Source organism: Methylibium sp. Pch-M (genome assembly GCF_004136295.1).
Taxonomy (GTDB): Bacteria; Pseudomonadota; Gammaproteobacteria; order Burkholderiales; family Burkholderiaceae_C; genus Methylibium; species Methylibium petroleiphilum.
Map to the genome: position 1 here is coordinate 287,781 of NZ_CP029606.1, position 14,534 is coordinate 302,314.

The 14,534-nt window shown below is 68.4% G+C and carries 13 protein-coding genes and 1 tRNA gene; 10 read left to right on the plus strand and 4 right to left on the minus strand.

Features of this window, described 5'->3' with window-relative positions:
• Positions 1-28: 28 nt before the first annotated feature.
• Positions 29-2,245: a hybrid sensor histidine kinase/response regulator gene (locus tag C1M51_RS01355; RefSeq protein ID WP_129447896.1), complete on the minus strand. Its 2,217-nt coding sequence runs from the start codon at positions 2,243-2,245 to the stop codon at positions 29-31.
• Between the two features lie 80 nt (positions 2,246-2,325).
• Here C1M51_RS01355 and C1M51_RS01360 point away from each other — a divergent pair, with 80 nt between their 5' ends.
• Together C1M51_RS01360 and C1M51_RS01365 are read left to right on the plus strand one after the other, a co-directional pair.
• Complete coding sequence (locus C1M51_RS01360) at positions 2,326-3,291, plus strand: MBL fold metallo-hydrolase (protein ID WP_242499895.1); 966 nt, start codon at positions 2,326-2,328, stop codon at positions 3,289-3,291.
• A gap of 122 nt (positions 3,292-3,413) precedes the next feature.
• Entirely contained in the window at positions 3,414-3,704 is a 291-nt protein-coding gene (locus tag C1M51_RS01365) for a hypothetical protein (RefSeq protein ID WP_129447898.1), read from the plus strand.
• 79 nt (positions 3,705-3,783) lie between these two features.
• On the opposite strand, the gene C1M51_RS01370 is transcribed toward C1M51_RS01365, so the two are convergent.
• Both C1M51_RS01370 and hrpA read right to left on the minus strand, forming a co-directional pair.
• Positions 3,784-3,860, minus strand: a tRNA-Pro gene (locus C1M51_RS01370).
• A gap of 43 nt (positions 3,861-3,903) precedes the next feature.
• A complete protein-coding gene (gene hrpA / locus C1M51_RS01375) occupies positions 3,904-7,878 on the minus strand; it encodes an ATP-dependent RNA helicase HrpA (RefSeq protein WP_129447899.1) in 3,975 nt (1,324 codons plus the stop codon).
• Between the two features lie 41 nt (positions 7,879-7,919).
• Between hrpA and argA the strand changes: the two genes are divergently transcribed.
• From argA to C1M51_RS01395, 4 genes are all read left to right on the plus strand, one after another.
• Positions 7,920-9,260, plus strand: a complete 1,341-nt coding sequence (gene argA / locus C1M51_RS01380; RefSeq protein ID WP_011828972.1) for an amino-acid N-acetyltransferase — start codon at positions 7,920-7,922, stop codon at positions 9,258-9,260.
• A gap of 40 nt (positions 9,261-9,300) precedes the next feature.
• Positions 9,301-9,576: an oxidative damage protection protein gene (locus tag C1M51_RS01385; protein ID WP_011828971.1), complete on the plus strand. Its 276-nt coding sequence runs from the start codon at positions 9,301-9,303 to the stop codon at positions 9,574-9,576.
• A 130-nt stretch (positions 9,577-9,706) separates the two neighbouring features.
• Entirely contained in the window at positions 9,707-10,750 is a 1,044-nt protein-coding gene (locus C1M51_RS01390) for an extracellular solute-binding protein (RefSeq protein ID WP_129447900.1), read from the plus strand.
• Positions 10,751-10,919: 169 nt separating this feature from the next.
• The gene (locus C1M51_RS01395) at positions 10,920-11,246 is read left to right on the plus strand and encodes an H-NS histone family protein (protein WP_310733942.1); all 327 of its coding nucleotides are present in this window, start codon (positions 10,920-10,922) and stop codon (positions 11,244-11,246) included.
• Positions 11,247-11,418: 172 nt separating this feature from the next.
• Here C1M51_RS01395 and C1M51_RS01400 read toward each other — a convergent pair whose 3' ends face one another.
• Positions 11,419-12,393 (minus strand): DUF808 domain-containing protein, encoded by a 975-nt coding sequence (locus C1M51_RS01400; protein ID WP_129447901.1) that lies wholly within the window; start codon positions 12,391-12,393, stop codon positions 11,419-11,421.
• 111 nt (positions 12,394-12,504) lie between these two features.
• On the opposite strand from C1M51_RS01400, the gene C1M51_RS01405 reads away from it, so the two are divergent.
• From C1M51_RS01405 to C1M51_RS01420, 4 genes are all read left to right on the plus strand, one after another.
• Complete coding sequence (locus tag C1M51_RS01405) at positions 12,505-12,831, plus strand: 2Fe-2S iron-sulfur cluster-binding protein (protein WP_129447902.1); 327 nt, start codon at positions 12,505-12,507, stop codon at positions 12,829-12,831.
• 379 nt (positions 12,832-13,210) lie between these two features.
• Positions 13,211-13,732, plus strand: a complete 522-nt coding sequence (locus tag C1M51_RS01410; protein WP_011828965.1) for a hypothetical protein — start codon at positions 13,211-13,213, stop codon at positions 13,730-13,732.
• Between the two features lie 124 nt (positions 13,733-13,856).
• Positions 13,857-14,102: an AbrB/MazE/SpoVT family DNA-binding domain-containing protein gene (locus C1M51_RS01415; RefSeq protein ID WP_129447903.1), complete on the plus strand. Its 246-nt coding sequence runs from the start codon at positions 13,857-13,859 to the stop codon at positions 14,100-14,102.
• 14 nt (positions 14,103-14,116) lie between these two features.
• Positions 14,117-14,521: a type II toxin-antitoxin system VapC family toxin gene (locus tag C1M51_RS01420; RefSeq protein WP_011828963.1), complete on the plus strand. Its 405-nt coding sequence runs from the start codon at positions 14,117-14,119 to the stop codon at positions 14,519-14,521.
• Positions 14,522-14,534 lie beyond the last annotated feature (13 nt).

Here is a 14,534-nt window from a genome sequence, read left to right on the forward strand (position 1 = left end):
TGTACGCGGCACTTTGCGGCCGTGCGCCTCAGACCTGGCGCGAATGCTTCAGCAGCACGCTGACGAGTTCATCCGCATCGAGCGGCTTGGTGACGCGCTCGACCATGCCCGCCTCGATGCAGTGGGTGCGATCCTCCGCGAGCGCGTGACCGGTCTGGCCGATGATAGGCAACTCCGCGTCCAGCGAGTGGATGCGTCGCGCGGTCTCGTAGCCGTCGATGCCAGGCATCATCACGTCCAGCAGCACCGCGTTGTACTTCGGGTCCAGCTGCGCAGCGACGCGGTCGATCGCCTCGTAGCCATCGGCCACCACCTCCGCGGAGGCCCCTTCCATCGACAGCATGCTCTCGATGACGATCTGATTGACCGGGTTGTCCTCGGCCACCAGCACGCGCATCCCGTCGAGCCTCGAATGCGGCAGACGGCCCGCGCTCTCTTCGCGTTCGCCCCGTTGAGGCTGCAGCATCGTGCCGACATCGACAGGCTCCGCGTCGGTGCCGACCGGCCCTTCGGGCTCCACCGAGGTCAAGGTCGAACGGGCGAGCGGCAGGCGAATCGAAAACGTGGATCCGGCCCCCAGGTGGCTCGTGACCACGATCGAGCCGTTCATCATCTCGACCAACCGCTTGGTGATCGCCAGGCCCAGGCCGGTGCCTCCATAACGACGCGTGGTCGATCGATCGGCCTGCTCGAAGGCCATGAAGAGCCGGGAGATCTGCTCTTCGGACATGCCCAGCCCGCTGTCGCGCACGTTGATGACCAGCTTGTCGCCGGAGACGCCGACCGTCACGTCCACCTGGCCGGAGGCGGTGAACTTGACTGCGTTCGACAGCAGATTGAGCAGGATCTGCCCCAGCCGCAGAGGATCGACGACGATGACCTCGGGCACACGACGGTCCACCATGAGGCACAGCGCGATGCCCTTGTCGCGCGCGAAGCCCCGGACCAGGTCGACCGCACGCTCCAGGGCCGGCCGCAGCATCGTGGGGGTCGGGTCCAGCAGGAGCTTGCCCGCCTCGATCTTGGACATGTCCAGCACGTCGTTCAGAATGCCCTGCAGCAGCTTGCCGGACTCGAGGATGCGCGCGAACTTCTGGCGCGCCTCCGGAGCGACCGCCGGATCGCGGTAGCCGATCTGCGCGAAGCCCAGCACGCCGTTGAGGGGCGTGCGGATCTCATGACTGATGTTGGCCAGGAACAGAGACTTCGACTCGTTGGCCCGCACCGCCTGCTCCTTGGCCTCCTGGAGCAGCCGCAGCGCCCGCAGCTGGCCGCGCCCCGACCGGTACTGCTGCACCAACAACAGGCAGATCGCACCCGCCAGGACGAGCCAGAACACCACCGTGATCACCAGCTCCCGGTACCAGGGCGCCCGGAAGTCCGCCTCCGCCAGGCCGGCCAGGATGAAAACCGAATAGCCGCCGACCTGCCGGTACATCACGGCCCGCAACACGCCGTCGATCGAGCTTCGGGTGCGGAACCGGTCCGCCGGCTTGCCTGACGCGAGCGAGTTCAGAACTTCCGGCGCCGCCACACGCACCGGTTGCTCGTCCTGCGCCATCGGCGCGGCCGGCAGGCGCAGCAGGACTTCCCGGCGCGCGTTGAACAGCGTGATGACCCCTTGGGCGCCAAGCTTCAACGAGCCGAAGAATCCGTTCAGTTCCTCGAGGTCGAGGTTGATGTAGACGACGCCGGCGAAGGCGTTGCGATGGTCGCGCAGCTGCTGGGCCAGCGGCAGCACCCAGCGGCCGGTGATGCGCGACTTGAGCGGCAGCCCCAGCACCATCGTCGAGGAGCTCTTGGCTTCCTGGAAGAACTGGCGCCGCTCGACGCTGAGCCGCTGCGCAGGGTCGACCCCCCCGCCATAGCGCACCAGCCCGGTGTGGTCGGCCGCGCGCAATGCCGGGGCATCGGGGAGCCGCTTCTGCAACTCGAACAGTGCGGCATTGAACTCGGTCTCGCTCACCGGACCGGCCGCGCTCATCAGCGCGAAGCTCTGCGCCGCCGACTGCAGCACCAGGTCGGCCGCCTGCAAGCGGGTGAAGAGATAGCGCTCGAGGTTGAGCGTGAGGTTCTCGAGGTCATCGTCGGCCGCGACCTGGTAGCGATCGAAGCTCTGGCCGAGCGAGACGCCCAGGAAGACCGCCACGGCCAGCAACAGCAGCAGGGACCCGGCAGCCTGCCGCCGGAACGTACGACGCCATTCGACCAGACGAGCGCCCAAATTGCCTTCCTTGGCGGCCATGCCGCGAGCCCGAGCGGTTTTATCTCATGAGGCCTAGACTGCCTACCGCTCTATCCCTTAGCGACTCCCGAGAACGTCCCATGACTCGCAAACTTCTTGCCACCTTCGGGCTGATCGTCGCGCTGTCGGCCGGCGGACCCGCCCTCACCGACAGCCGCGCCGAGGCGCCGCAGCAGAAGACCCAGGCGCCGGGCTACCACCGGATGATGCTGGGCGACTTCGAGATCACCGCGCTGTCCGATGGCACCGTGGACCTGCCGGTCGACCAGCTGCTGTCCGGCGCCCGGCCCGGCCAGGTGAAGCGCGCGCTGCAGCGGGCCTACTTGGGCGTGCCGCTCGAGACCTCGGTCAACGCCTACCTGGTCAACACCGGGACGCGGCTGGTGTTGATCGACACCGGTGCCGCCGGCCTGTTCGGCCCGACGCTCGGCAAGCTGCCGGCCCACCTGAAGGCCGCCGGCTACCTGCCCGAGCAGGTGGACGAGGTCTACATCACCCACCTTCACCCCGATCACGTGGGCGGTCTGCTCGCCGACGGCAAGGCGGCGTTCCCGAACGCGACGCTGCGCTTCGACCAGCACGACGCCGACTTCTGGCTCAGCAACGAGCAGATGACCAAGGCGCCCGACGACGCCAAGGGCTTCTTCGCCGGCGCGATGGGTGCCGTCAAGCCCTACCAGGACGCCGGCCGCCTGAAGACGTTCACGGGCAGCACCGACCTGGTGCCCGGGGTGCGCGCGGAGCCGGCGCCGGGCCACACGCCCGGCCACACCTTCTATGTCGTTGAGAGCCGCGGGCAGAAACTGGTGATCTGGGGCGACATGATGCATGTGGCCGCCGTGCAGTTTCCCGACCCCTCGGTCGTCATCAAGTTCGACGTCGACTCGAAGACGGCGATGCCGCAGCGCCGCAAGGCCTTCGCCGACGCGGCCCGCCAGGGCTACTACGTGGCCCTCGCGCATGTCTCGTTCCCGGGCATCGGCCGCCTGCGGGCCGAGGGCAAGGGCTATGTCTGGGTGCCGCTGAACTACAGCAGCAAGCCGTGAATCCGAACCCGACAGGGAGCCGTCAACGCCGACCTCTGCCCCGATTGCTCGGCGCTTGATGTGGGTCAACGGCGGTGCTGTCCGGGTGCTCACAGCACCCACCGCTGTTGCCAGAATGGGCCATGAACAAGCTCCAGCGCGTGATCTGGGCCGAGGACTTCGCGACCGAATTGTCTCGATTGATCCGCGGTGGGATATCCATGGGCGACTTCAGCGAGCGCGGCCTGAGGCTGTTTCCGACACACGGCCATATGGACCCGGGCGTCGTTGCGCAGGTGGAGTCCGACCGCTGGCACGCAGAGCAGCCGATCTGCGAATGCCGCGGCACCGGAATGGGACCCTGCGTTGCTCGACCCGGATCATCGGCACTGCCCAGCACTTTTGCCGGCACCGGGATGCCGGGGTGTCGATAGAAGCGCTCGCCTCGGACGGCCGGTCCGTCAAGAAGCAGACGCGGCCTGGAGGCTTCAACCTGACAGGCCGCATGAACATTGGTCGGGGCGGCGGGATTCGAACTCGCGACCTACTGGTCCCAAACCAGTTGCGCTACCAGGCTGCGCTACGCCCCGACTGAGCCGCGATTGTAGCCAGCGCACCTTGCCGAGCCCGTGTTCACGCGCTCAGCTGGGACCATGCCTTCTCCAGCCGCTTGGCGCTCACGGGTTGGGGTGTCCGGAGTTCCTGTGCGAAAAGGCTCACGCGCAGTTCCTCGATCAGCCATCTGAACTCGTCGAGCCGCGCGTCGGCCGCGCCCTTGAGTTCGGCCACGCGGCGCAGGTAGCGCTGCTCGATCGGGCGCAGTTCGGCCAGGCGGGCCGCATCGCGCGCCGGGTCGGCGCGCCACTTGTCGAGCCGCAGCGTGACGCCCTTCAGGTAGCGCGGCAGGTGGTGCAACTGCGCGTAGCCGGTCTCGGCCAGGAAGCGCTTGGGGCACAGGCGCGCGAGTTGCGCCGCCACGTCGTCGGCCACCTCCTTGGCCGGCCGCGTGTCCTTGAGCTTGCGGGTGGCGGTCGCCTGCTCGGCGAGCACGGTCGCCGCGAGGCGCGCCACCTCCTGCGCGATCAGGTTGAGCCGCGTGCGGCCCTCGTCGATGCGCTTCGCGAAGCCCGCCGCATCGGTGGGGAGCGGCTCGACGAGGAAGGCGCGGTCGAGCGCCACGTCGATGATCTGCGCCCGCAGTTCGTCGGCGCTGCCGCCGAGCGCCATGTAGGCGACCGCCATGCGCGGCAGGTCGGGGATGCTCTTCTCCAGGTACTTCAGCGGCTCCTTGATCTGCAGCGCGACCAGGCGGCGCAGCCCGGCGCGGTGGCGCGTGGCCGCGACGTCCGGCTCGTCGAACACCTCGATCTCCACGTGGGCGCCCTTGTCGATCAGCGCCGGAAAACCGACCAGGCTCTGCGCGCCGCGGCGGATCTCCATCAGCTCGGGGAGTTCGCCGAAGGACCAGGTGGTGTGGCGCTGGGGAGGCGTGGCGGGGGTCGGAGTGCCCTCACCCCGGCCCTCTCCCGCCAGCGGGAGAGGGTGAGCATCTGCGCGGCCCCCTCTCCCGGCGGGAGAGGGTTGGGGTGAGGGAGGCCCTGCGTCCTTCTCCACTGCGCCGATCTTCAAGGCCGCCAGCGCCTGGAACGCGGTCCTCGCCTGCGCGCCGAGCTCGGCCTTCAACGTGGGCAGGTGGCGGCCCATGCCGAGCTGGCGGCCGTGCTCGTCGACGACGCGGAAGTTCATGAACAGGTGGGGCTGCAGCGTCTCGAGCTTGAAGTCGTTGCGCTGCACGGCGATCTGGGTGCGTTCTCGCACCGCCTTCAGCAGCGCGTCGACCAGGCTGCCCTGCGCGAACGGCGCGAGCTCACAGAACTCGGCCGCAGCCTCGGGCAGGGGCACCAGACGCGAGCGCGGCCGCTGGTGCAGGCTCTTCATCAGCGCCAGCACCTTGTCTTTCAGCAGGCCCGGCACCAGCCACTCGCAGCGCTCGTCGTTCACCTGGTTCAGCGCATAGATCGGCACGGTGACGGTCAGCCCATCCTTCGCATCGCCGGGCTCGTGCAGGTAGGCGGCCTCGCAGTCGATGCCGCCGAGCCTCAGCGTCTTCGGAAAGGCCGCGGTGGTGATGCCCGCCGCCTCGTGGCGCATCAGCTCGTCCTTGGTCAGCATCAGCAACCTGGGCTGCTGTGGGCTCTGGGCGCGGTACCAGCGCTCCAGCGTCGTGCCGGAGTGCACGTCCTCGGGCAGTTGCTGGTCGTAGAAGGCGAAGATGAGTTCGTCGTCGACCAGCACGTCCTGCCGGCGCGACTTGTGCTCCAGCTCCTCCACCTGGCGGATCAGCTTGCGGTTGTGCGCGAGGAAGGGCAGGCGGCTCTCCCACTCGCCGTTCACGAGCGCCTCGCGGATGAAGATCTCGCGCGCCGCGGCCGGGTCGACGTTGCCGAAGTTGACCCGCTTGTTGTTGTAGACCACCAGCCCGTACAGCGTGGCGCGTTCCAGCGCCACCACCTCGGCCGCCTTCTTCTCCCAATGCGGCTCGAGCAGTTGCTTCTTCAGCAGGTGGCCCGCCACCTGCACGATCCACGCCGGCTCGATCGCCGCCAGCGCACGGCCGAACAGCCGCGTGGTCTCCACCAGCTCGGCGGCGATCAGCCAGCGGCCCGGCTTCTTGCTCAGGTGCGCACCGGGGTGGCGCCAGAACTTGATGCCGCGCGCGCCGAGGTACCAGTCCTCGTCGTCGCTCTTGCAACCCACGTTGCCCAGCAGCCCGGCCAGCATCGCCAGGTGGAGCTGCTCGTAGGTGGCCGGCGTGCCGTTGAGCCGCCAGCCGTGCTCGGCCACCACGGTGTGCAGCTGCGAATGGATGTCGCGCCACTCGCGCACGCGGCGCGGGTTGATGAAGTGCTCGCGCAGCCGCTGCTCCTGCTGGCGGTTGGAGAGTTTGTGGGCGGACGCGCCCTCACCCCGGCCCTCTCCCGCCCGGGCGGGAGAGGGAGCGGCCCCGGTGGCCCCCGCGTGCCCTCGCCCGGCCTCGATCCAGTGCCACAGCTTGAGGTAGCCAACGAACTCGGAGCGCTCGTCGTCGAACAGCTTGTGCTTCTGGTCCGCGGCCTGCTGCTGCTCCAGCGGGCGGTCGCGCACGTCCTGCACCGACAGCGCGCTGGCGATCACCAGAACCTCGGCCAGCGCCTGCCGGTCGCGTGCGGCGAGGATCATGCGGCCGATGCGTGGGTCCAGCGGCAGCTTCGCGAGCTCCTTGCCGATGGCCGTGAGCTCGTTGGCGTCGTCGGTGGCACCCAGCTCGTTGAGCAGGGCGTAGCCGTCGGCGATCGCCTTCTTCGGCGGCGGCTCGAGGAAGGGGAAGGCCTCCACGTCGCCCAGCCCCAGCGCCTTCATGCGCAGGATCACGCCGGCCAGCGAGCTGCGCAGGATCTCGGGGTCGGTGAAGCGCGGCCGGCCGGTGTAGTCCTTCTCGTCGTAGAGCCGGATGCAGATGCCGTCGGCCACGCGCCCGCAACGGCCGGCGCGCTGGTTGGCCGCGGCCTGGCTGATGGGCTCCACCTGCAGCTGCTCGACCTTGTTGCGGTAGCTGTAGCGCTTGACGCGCGCGGTGCCGGCGTCGACCACGTAGCGGATGCCGGGCACCGTGAGCGAGGTCTCGGCCACGTTGGTGGCCAGCACGATGCGCCGCCCGTTGCCGGCCTGGAACACGCGGTCCTGCTCGGCCTGGGACAGCCGCGCGAACAACGGCAGGATCTCGGGCTGCGGGCCGCCGCGGTGCTGCTGCAGCAGGTGCTTGCGCAGGTGGTCGGCGGCCTCGCGGATCTCGCGCTCGCCGGGCAGGAACACCAGCACGTCGCCACGGCCCTCGCGCCAGAGTTCATCGACGGCGTCGGCGATGGCGTCGTTCAGATCGTGATCACGCGACTCCTCGAAGGCCCTCCACCGCTGCTCGACCGGGAACAGGCGCCCGCTCACCTGGATCACCGGCGCCGGCCCGTGCCGACCTTCGAAATGCTGCGCAAAGCGATCGGCGTCGATCGTCGCCGAGGTCACGAGCACCTTCAGGTCGGGCCGCTTCGGCAGGATCTGCCGCAGGTAGCCGAGCAGGAAGTCGATGTTGAGGCTGCGCTCGTGGGCCTCGTCGATGATCAGCGTGTCGTAGGCCTGCAGCAGCGGGTCGGTCTGCGTCTCGGCGAGCAGGATGCCGTCGGTCATCAGCTTGACCGACGCGCCCGTCGTCAGCCGGTCCTGGAAGCGCACCTTGTAGCCCACCACCTCGCCGAGCGGCGTGTCCAGTTCCTCGGCGATGCGCTTGGCGACCGAACTCGCGGCAATGCGCCGCGGCTGGGTGTGGCCGATCAGCCGCCCGCGCTCGCCGGGCCTGGCGTTGGCCTTGCCGCGGCCCAGCGCCAGCATCAGCTTGGGCAACTGCGTGGTCTTGCCGGAACCGGTCTCGCCGCAGACGATGACGACCTGGTGGCGCTGCACCGCCTCGGCGATCTCGTCGCGCCGGGCCGAGACCGGCAGCGCCTCGGGGAAGCGGATCGGCGGCAGCGATCGCGGCGGCGCAGGGGTGGCGGTGCGGGGAGCGGTCTCGGGCATGGGTGTCGGGCAGAATCCGCGATTATCCCGGCGCCCGTCTCATGGACCTCGTCTTCCCGCATACCTTCGTTCCCTGGTTCCGCTCGGTCGCGCCCTACATCCACGCGTACCGCGGCAAGACCTTCGTGGTCGCGATGGCCGGCGAAGGCATCGCCGCGGGCCGGCTGAACGCCTTCGTGCAGGACGTGGCGATCCTGCACGCGATGGGCATCAAGCTGGTGCTGGTGCACGGCTTCCGACCGCAGGTGAGCGAACAACTGCGTGCCAAGGGCCATCCGGAGCACTTCAGCCACGGCCTGCGCATCACCGACGCGGTGGCGCTCGACTGCGCCCAGGAGGCCGCCGGCCAGCTGCGCTTCGAGATCGAGGCGGCGTTCTCGCAGGGCCTGCCGAACACGCCGATGGCCAACGCGACGGTGCGCGTGGTGTCGGGCAACTTCCTGACGGCGCGGCCGGTCGGCATCGTCGACGGCGTGAACTTCCTGCACAGCGGCATCGTGCGGCGCGTCGACGCCGCGGCCATCCGCCGTGCCATCGACATCGGCGCAATCGTGCTGCTGTCGCCGTTCGGCTTCTCGCCGACCGGCGAGGCCTTCAACCTGACGATGGAAGACGTGGCGACCAGCACCGCCATCGCGCTGCAGGCCGACAAGCTGATGTTCCTGACCGAGGTGCCGGGCGTGCGCGAGGACCCGCGGGACGCCGAGAGCGCCATCGACACCGAGCTCGCGCTGGCCGACGCCCGGCGCCTGCTGGCCGCCCTGCCCGACCCGACCCAGCCCACCGACACCGCCTTCTACCTGCGCCACTGCATCAAGGCCTGCGAGGGCGGCGTCGAGCGCTCGCACATCCTGCCCTTCAACGCCGACGGCGCGCTGCTGACCGAGGTCTACACGCACGATGGCATCGGCACGATGGTGGTCGACGAGAAGCTCGAGAGCCTGCGCGAGGCCAGCTCCGACGACATCGGCGGCATCCTGCAGCTCATCGAACCCTTCGAGCGCGACGGCACGCTGGTCAAGCGCGACCGCACCGAGATCGAGCGCGACATCGACCACTACACCGTGATCGAGCACGACGGCGTGATCTTCGGTTGTGCGGCGCTCTACCCCTATCCCGAGGCGCACACCGGCGAGATGGCCGCGCTGACGGTGAGCAACAGCGTGCAGGGCCAGGGCGACGGCGAGCGCATCCTCAAGCGCGTGGAGCAGCGTGCCCGTGCCGCCGGCCTCACCAGCATCTTCGTGCTCACCACCCGCACGATGCACTGGTTCATCAAGCGCGGCTTCGTCCAGGTCGATGCCGACTGGCTGCCCGAAGCGCGCAAACGCAAGTACAACTGGGACCGGCGCTCGCTGGTCCTGGTGAAGAAGCTCGCCTGACGAGCCTCGTCGACCTGATCACAAGGACAAGGAGTTCCCCATGGCCCGTACCGTGCACTGCGCCCTGCTGAAGAAAGACGCCGACGGACTGGATTTCGCGCCCTACCCCGGCGAGCTGGGCCAGCGCATCTTCGACAACGTCAGCAAGGAAGCCTGGGCCCAATGGCTCAAGCACCAGACGATGCTGGTCAACGAGAACCGCCTGAATCTGGCAGACGCCCGTGCGCGCCAGTACCTCGCGCGTCAGATGGAGAACTACTTCTTCGGTGCCGGCGCCGAGCAGCCCGCCGGCTACGTGCCGCCGACGCCGACCTGAGTTCGGCCGCAAAGGCGTGTGGCCCGCCCCGCGCGGGCAGTGCGTTGCGGATGCCTGGAATGGTGACGCAGACGCGAATCATTCGTGTTGACTCTTATACTGACAGATCGTTGTCACAGGAGACTCCACGATGGTCCGCTCTACCCTCGCCCGCACGGCCCTGGCCGCCGCCGCCCTTTGTGCCTCGTTCGCCGCTGCGGCGCAGGACCAGGTGCTGAACCTCTACTCGGCGCGTCACTACCAGACCGACGAGGCGCTCTACGCCGACTTCACCAAGTCGACCGGTATCAAGATCAACCGCGTCGACGCCGACGACGCCGGCCTGCTGGCGCGTCTGCGCAGCGAAGGCGCCTCGAGCCCGGCCGACGTGATCCTGCTGGTCGATGCCGCGCGCATCATCCTGGCCGACGCGGACGGCCTGTTCCAGCCCGTCAAGTCCAGCGTGCTGGCATCGCGCATTCCCGCGCAGCTGCGCGGCAAGGACGACGGCCAGGGCTCGCAGTGGTTCGGCTTCTCCACCCGCGCACGCGTGATCGTGTTCAACAAGGGCAGCGTCAAGCGCGACGACGTAGACACCTACGAGGAACTCGCCGATCCGAAGAACAAGGGCAAGGTCTGCACCCGTTCGGGCTCCCACCCCTACAACCTGTCGCTGTTCGGTTCGATGTACGAGCACCTCGGTGCCCAGAAGACCGAGGCCTGGCTCAAGGGCGTGGTCGACAACATGGCGCGTGCCCCCAAGGGCGGCGACACCGACCAGATCAAGGCCGTGGCGAGCGGCGAATGCGGCATCGCCCTCACCAACAGCTACTACCTGGCGCGCCTGATGCGCTCGGAGAAGCCGGAAGACAAGGCCGTGGTCGACAAGATCGAGGTCGTGTTCCCGAACCAGCAATCCTGGGGCACCCACGTGAACATCGCCGGCGGCGCGCTGGCCAAGCATGCGAAGAACCGCGACGCCGGCGTGAAGTTCCTCGAATACCTGTCCACCAATTCGGCCCAGACCTATTTCGCGAACGGCAACAACGAATATCCGGTGGTGCCGGGCGTGAAGGTCGCCAATCCGGCACTCGACGCGCTGGGGGCTTTCAAGGCCGAACTGATTCCGATTTCGGTGGTCGGGCTGAATTCCATCCGGGTTCAGCAGAGCCTCGATCGGGTCGGCTACAAATAATTCCCGACATATTCCACCAGGAACCCGGCCGCGGCCGGGTTTTCTCTGAGTTGTCACATTGCACGATTTTCGCCGGACCGCCTAGAATCGAATTCAGGCGGGCGCTATTTCCCCGCTTCAATTCAATTCGATGGAGCTGGACGCTGAAATGGCCACATACCAAGACCTGATGTCCCAGAAGGCCGCGCTCGAGCGGCAGGCCGCGGCCCTGACCGAGCAGATCGAGACCGCACGTCGTGCCGAGCACAGCGCGGTCATCGCCAAGATCAAGGCCTTGATGGACGAACACGGCATCACGCTGGCGGATCTGGGGCGCAGCAAGTCCCCGGTCAAACCGGCCAAGGCTGCGAAAACCGGTGGTACCGCCGGCCGCAAGGTCGCTGTCAAGTATCGGAATACCGCAACCGGCGATACCTGGAGCGGCCGCGGGCTGCAACCCAATTGGTTGAAGGCGGCGCTGGCCTCCGGTCGCAAGATCGAGGAGTTCTCGGTCTGACAGGCGATCGGTTTCGACCGGCGAAGCCGGTCGAAACATTTTCAGCCAGCCGCCTACGGGCGGCTGCTTCGTTTGCGGACCGCGGTGCCGGGCTCGGAAACAAACCCGCGCTGCGATCCGGCTGGCAGATTCTGCGCACGGCGAGAAGCTGCAAGGGAAACTCCTTCACGGCCTATCGCGAGGCCGGCGTCGCACCGTCCTTGGCGCGCCCCATGACCCGGCGCACCAAGCTCGTGCCAGCGAGCACCAGCGCCCCTGCCACGATGCCGAGCACACCGTCCAGCACACTCGGCAGCAGCGCCTCCAACACCCCCCCGACGCCACCGGCGAGCGCCGCGACCCGGGCCACGATCGCCTCGAGGGCGTGGTGCAGCACCGGGATGCCGTGCGTCAGGATGCCACCACCGACCAGGAACATCGCCGCGGTGCCGGCGATCGACAGCCCCTTCATCAGCCACGGTGCCGCTCTCAGGATGCCGGCGCCCAGACCGCGTTGAAAGCGGCCCCAGGCCCCGCCGCCCGGCTGCCGGCTCAGATAGAGGCCGCCATCGTCGAGCTTCACGATCGCCGCCACGAGCCCGTAGACGCCGACCGTCATCAGCAGCGCGATGCCCACCAGCACCGACACCTGCGTGATGAAGGGCGACTCGGCCACGGTGCCCAGCGTGATCGCGATGATCTCGGCCGACAGGATGAAATCGGTGCGCACCGCACCTTTGATCTTGTCCTGTTCGAAAGCCACCAGATCCAGCGCCGGATCGGCCACAGCGCGGGCCAGTTCCGCGCGGTGGACCTCGTCCTCCGCCTTGTCGTGCAGCAACCTGTGCGCCAGCTTCTCGAAGCCTTCGTAGCAGAGAAACGCGCCCCCCACCATCAGCAGCGGCGTGACCGCCCAGGGCGCGAAGGCGCTGATCGCCAGCGCTGCAGGCACCAGGATCGCCTTGTTCTTCAACGAGCCCTGCGCCACGGCCCACACGACCGGCAGTTCACGGTCGGCCGAGACTCCGGTCACCTGCTGCGCGTTGAGCGCCAGATCGTCACCCAGCACCCCCGCGGTCTTCTTGGTGGCCACCTTGGTGAGCAGAGCCACGTCGTCGAGCACGCTCGCGATGTCGTCGATGAGGGCAAGCAAGCTGGAAGCGGCCATTCGGAGTCCTGAGGTTGCCGGAGCGGTTCAAACGATCGATCGCAGCGATTGTCCGATGAAGGCCGCACCGTCGTTGGCACCGTCCCGCGGCATGCCGCTAGAGTCGGCCGCATGACGAGCGACGACACGGCGATCCATACGGTGACGGTGCAACCGGCGGGCTGGGTGTTCGCCGCACCCGCGTCGGTGCCCTTGCTGGTCGCCGCGCAGCGTGCCGGCATCCGCCTGCCCAGTTCCTGCCGCAACGGCACCTGCCGGGCCTGCCTGTGCGAATCACGCCACGGCGAGGTGGCGTACCGCATCGAATGGCCGGGGCTCAGTGCCGACGAGAAGGCCGCCGGCATCATCCTGCCCTGCGTCGCACACGCCCGCTCGGACCTCGTGATCGAGCAGGCCGCGGCACGCTGCATGCCCCCGTTCGACGAATCCGGCGGCTGAACCGGCCCGATGTCACGGTGCGCGCCGCACCGCCTGTCGCTGCCGACCCACAGCCTGCAACCAGTCGAAAGAACCGCCGATCGGCCCGCAACACGGCGTCACGCCGAGGTGCCGGCCGGGCAGGTGGGACCCACGAATGCGCCCTAGCACAACCTGATGCGCCTCGCGGCCTCCCCGACCCTCGGCGTCGTGATCTCGCGCACGTCCGGCGCCGCCGGACAACGCACCAAAAGCTCGCGCGCTGCCGTGCCGTCAGCCACCACGCTGCTCGGCCGCCCGTCCGACGCAGGGCGCCATCGGCGCACCCTGATGCAACTTGCAACGAAACTGACGGCCGCAGGTTCGACAATCAAGGCTTTCATACCCGCTTGGAGAACCGATGAGCCGCATCACCCCCCTGGCCCTGTCGCTGCTGGTCGCCGGCCTGATGACCACCGGCGGCGCCGCCCTGGCGCAGGCGCAAACCGCTCCCGCCGCGAAGCCGGCCCCGGCCAAGAAGCCGGTGTCGCAGTCGCGCAAGGAACTGAAGTCCGAAGCCAAGGGCCTGGCGCTCGCCACGGAGGTGACCGAGACGATCAGCGACAACCAGCTGGCAATCTCCAACCGCGTGCTGACCGGTACCGCGCAGTGCGAGTTCAACCAGACCGTCAGCGTGACCCCGGTGCAAAACAAGCCGGGCCACTTCGAGGTCGTGTTCAACAAGGCGGCCTACGTGATGACGCCGCAGGAAACCACCACCGGCGCCGTCCGGCTCGAGGACAGGCGCAGCGGCGTCGTGTGGCTGCAGATCCCCGTGAAGTCGATGATGATGAACCAGAAGATCGGCCAGCGCATGGTCGATGGCTGCACCCTCGCGGAGCAGCGCGCAGCTGTTGCGGCCGTGACCGCCGCAGCGCGCTGAGACGCCGATCGAACCCGGTCGCGCTGGCCCTGGCCGGCGCCGGCGTCCGCTCCCGGGTTGAATATGCGGATTCAGGTATGTATACTTCATACATACCGACTGACGCAGATTCACGGGAGCCCCCATGGAAGCCACCGTTGCCGAGCGCGGGCAGATCACCCTGCCCAAGGCCGTGCGTGACGCCCTCGGGCTGGTCAAGGGCACGCAGCTGAAGGTCGAGCTCGACGGCGGCCGCATCATCCTGCGCAAGAACGTCGACGACGCCATCTCTCGCGCTCGCGGCAAGTTCAGGCTCGACGGCTTCACCTCGGTCGACGAGGCCCTGCGCGCGGTGCGCGGTCGGGCGCCCGGCGATCCCATCGATCGCTGAGCGCCCCGCCGTCGATGATCGCGATCGATTCCTCCGTCCTGATCGAACTCCTCAGCGAGAGCCCCGAGGCCGACACGGCCGAGGCCGCACTGCGCGACGCGCTGTCGCGCGGGCCGGTCGCCGTCTGCGATGTCGTCATCGCAGAGGTCTGCAGCTCGCTCGAGGAAGGCGATCGCGCCGTGCAGGTGCTCGAGGACATGGGCATCGTCTACAGCGCGGTCGAGCAGAAATCCGCGGTGCGCGCCGGCGAGATGCAACGTCGCTACCGCTCGCGCGGCGGTGCCCGCCAGCGCAACGTGCCCGACTTCATCGTCGGGGCCCACGCCTTGCTTCAGTGCAACGGCCTGATCACCCGAGATGCCGAATTCTTCCGCCTCTACTTCAAGGGCCTGAAAGTCATCGTGCCGCGCGCCGCCTGACCGGGCCCCTCCG

Bases quoted from the DNA above. Each gene is read 5' to 3' on its own strand.
- C1M51_RS01355 (WP_129447896.1), bottom strand. From the start codon at position 2,245: ATGGCCGCCAAGGAAGGCAATTTGGGCGCTCGTCTGGTCGAATGGCGT.
- C1M51_RS01360 (WP_242499895.1), top strand. From the start codon at position 2,326: ATGACTCGCAAACTTCTTGCCACCTTCGGGCTGATCGTCGCGCTGTCG.
- C1M51_RS01365 (WP_129447898.1), top strand. From the start codon at position 3,414: ATGAACAAGCTCCAGCGCGTGATCTGGGCCGAGGACTTCGCGACCGAA.
- hrpA (WP_129447899.1), bottom strand. From the start codon at position 7,878: ATGCCCGAGACCGCTCCCCGCACCGCCACCCCTGCGCCGCCGCGATCG.
- argA (WP_011828972.1), top strand. From the start codon at position 7,920: ATGGACCTCGTCTTCCCGCATACCTTCGTTCCCTGGTTCCGCTCGGTC.
- C1M51_RS01385 (WP_011828971.1), top strand. From the start codon at position 9,301: ATGGCCCGTACCGTGCACTGCGCCCTGCTGAAGAAAGACGCCGACGGA.
- C1M51_RS01390 (WP_129447900.1), top strand. From the start codon at position 9,707: ATGGTCCGCTCTACCCTCGCCCGCACGGCCCTGGCCGCCGCCGCCCTT.
- C1M51_RS01395 (WP_310733942.1), top strand. From the start codon at position 10,920: ATGTCCCAGAAGGCCGCGCTCGAGCGGCAGGCCGCGGCCCTGACCGAG.
- C1M51_RS01400 (WP_129447901.1), bottom strand. From the start codon at position 12,393: ATGGCCGCTTCCAGCTTGCTTGCCCTCATCGACGACATCGCGAGCGTG.
- C1M51_RS01405 (WP_129447902.1), top strand. From the start codon at position 12,505: ATGACGAGCGACGACACGGCGATCCATACGGTGACGGTGCAACCGGCG.
- C1M51_RS01410 (WP_011828965.1), top strand. From the start codon at position 13,211: ATGAGCCGCATCACCCCCCTGGCCCTGTCGCTGCTGGTCGCCGGCCTG.
- C1M51_RS01415 (WP_129447903.1), top strand. From the start codon at position 13,857: ATGGAAGCCACCGTTGCCGAGCGCGGGCAGATCACCCTGCCCAAGGCC.
- C1M51_RS01420 (WP_011828963.1), top strand. From the start codon at position 14,117: ATGATCGCGATCGATTCCTCCGTCCTGATCGAACTCCTCAGCGAGAGC.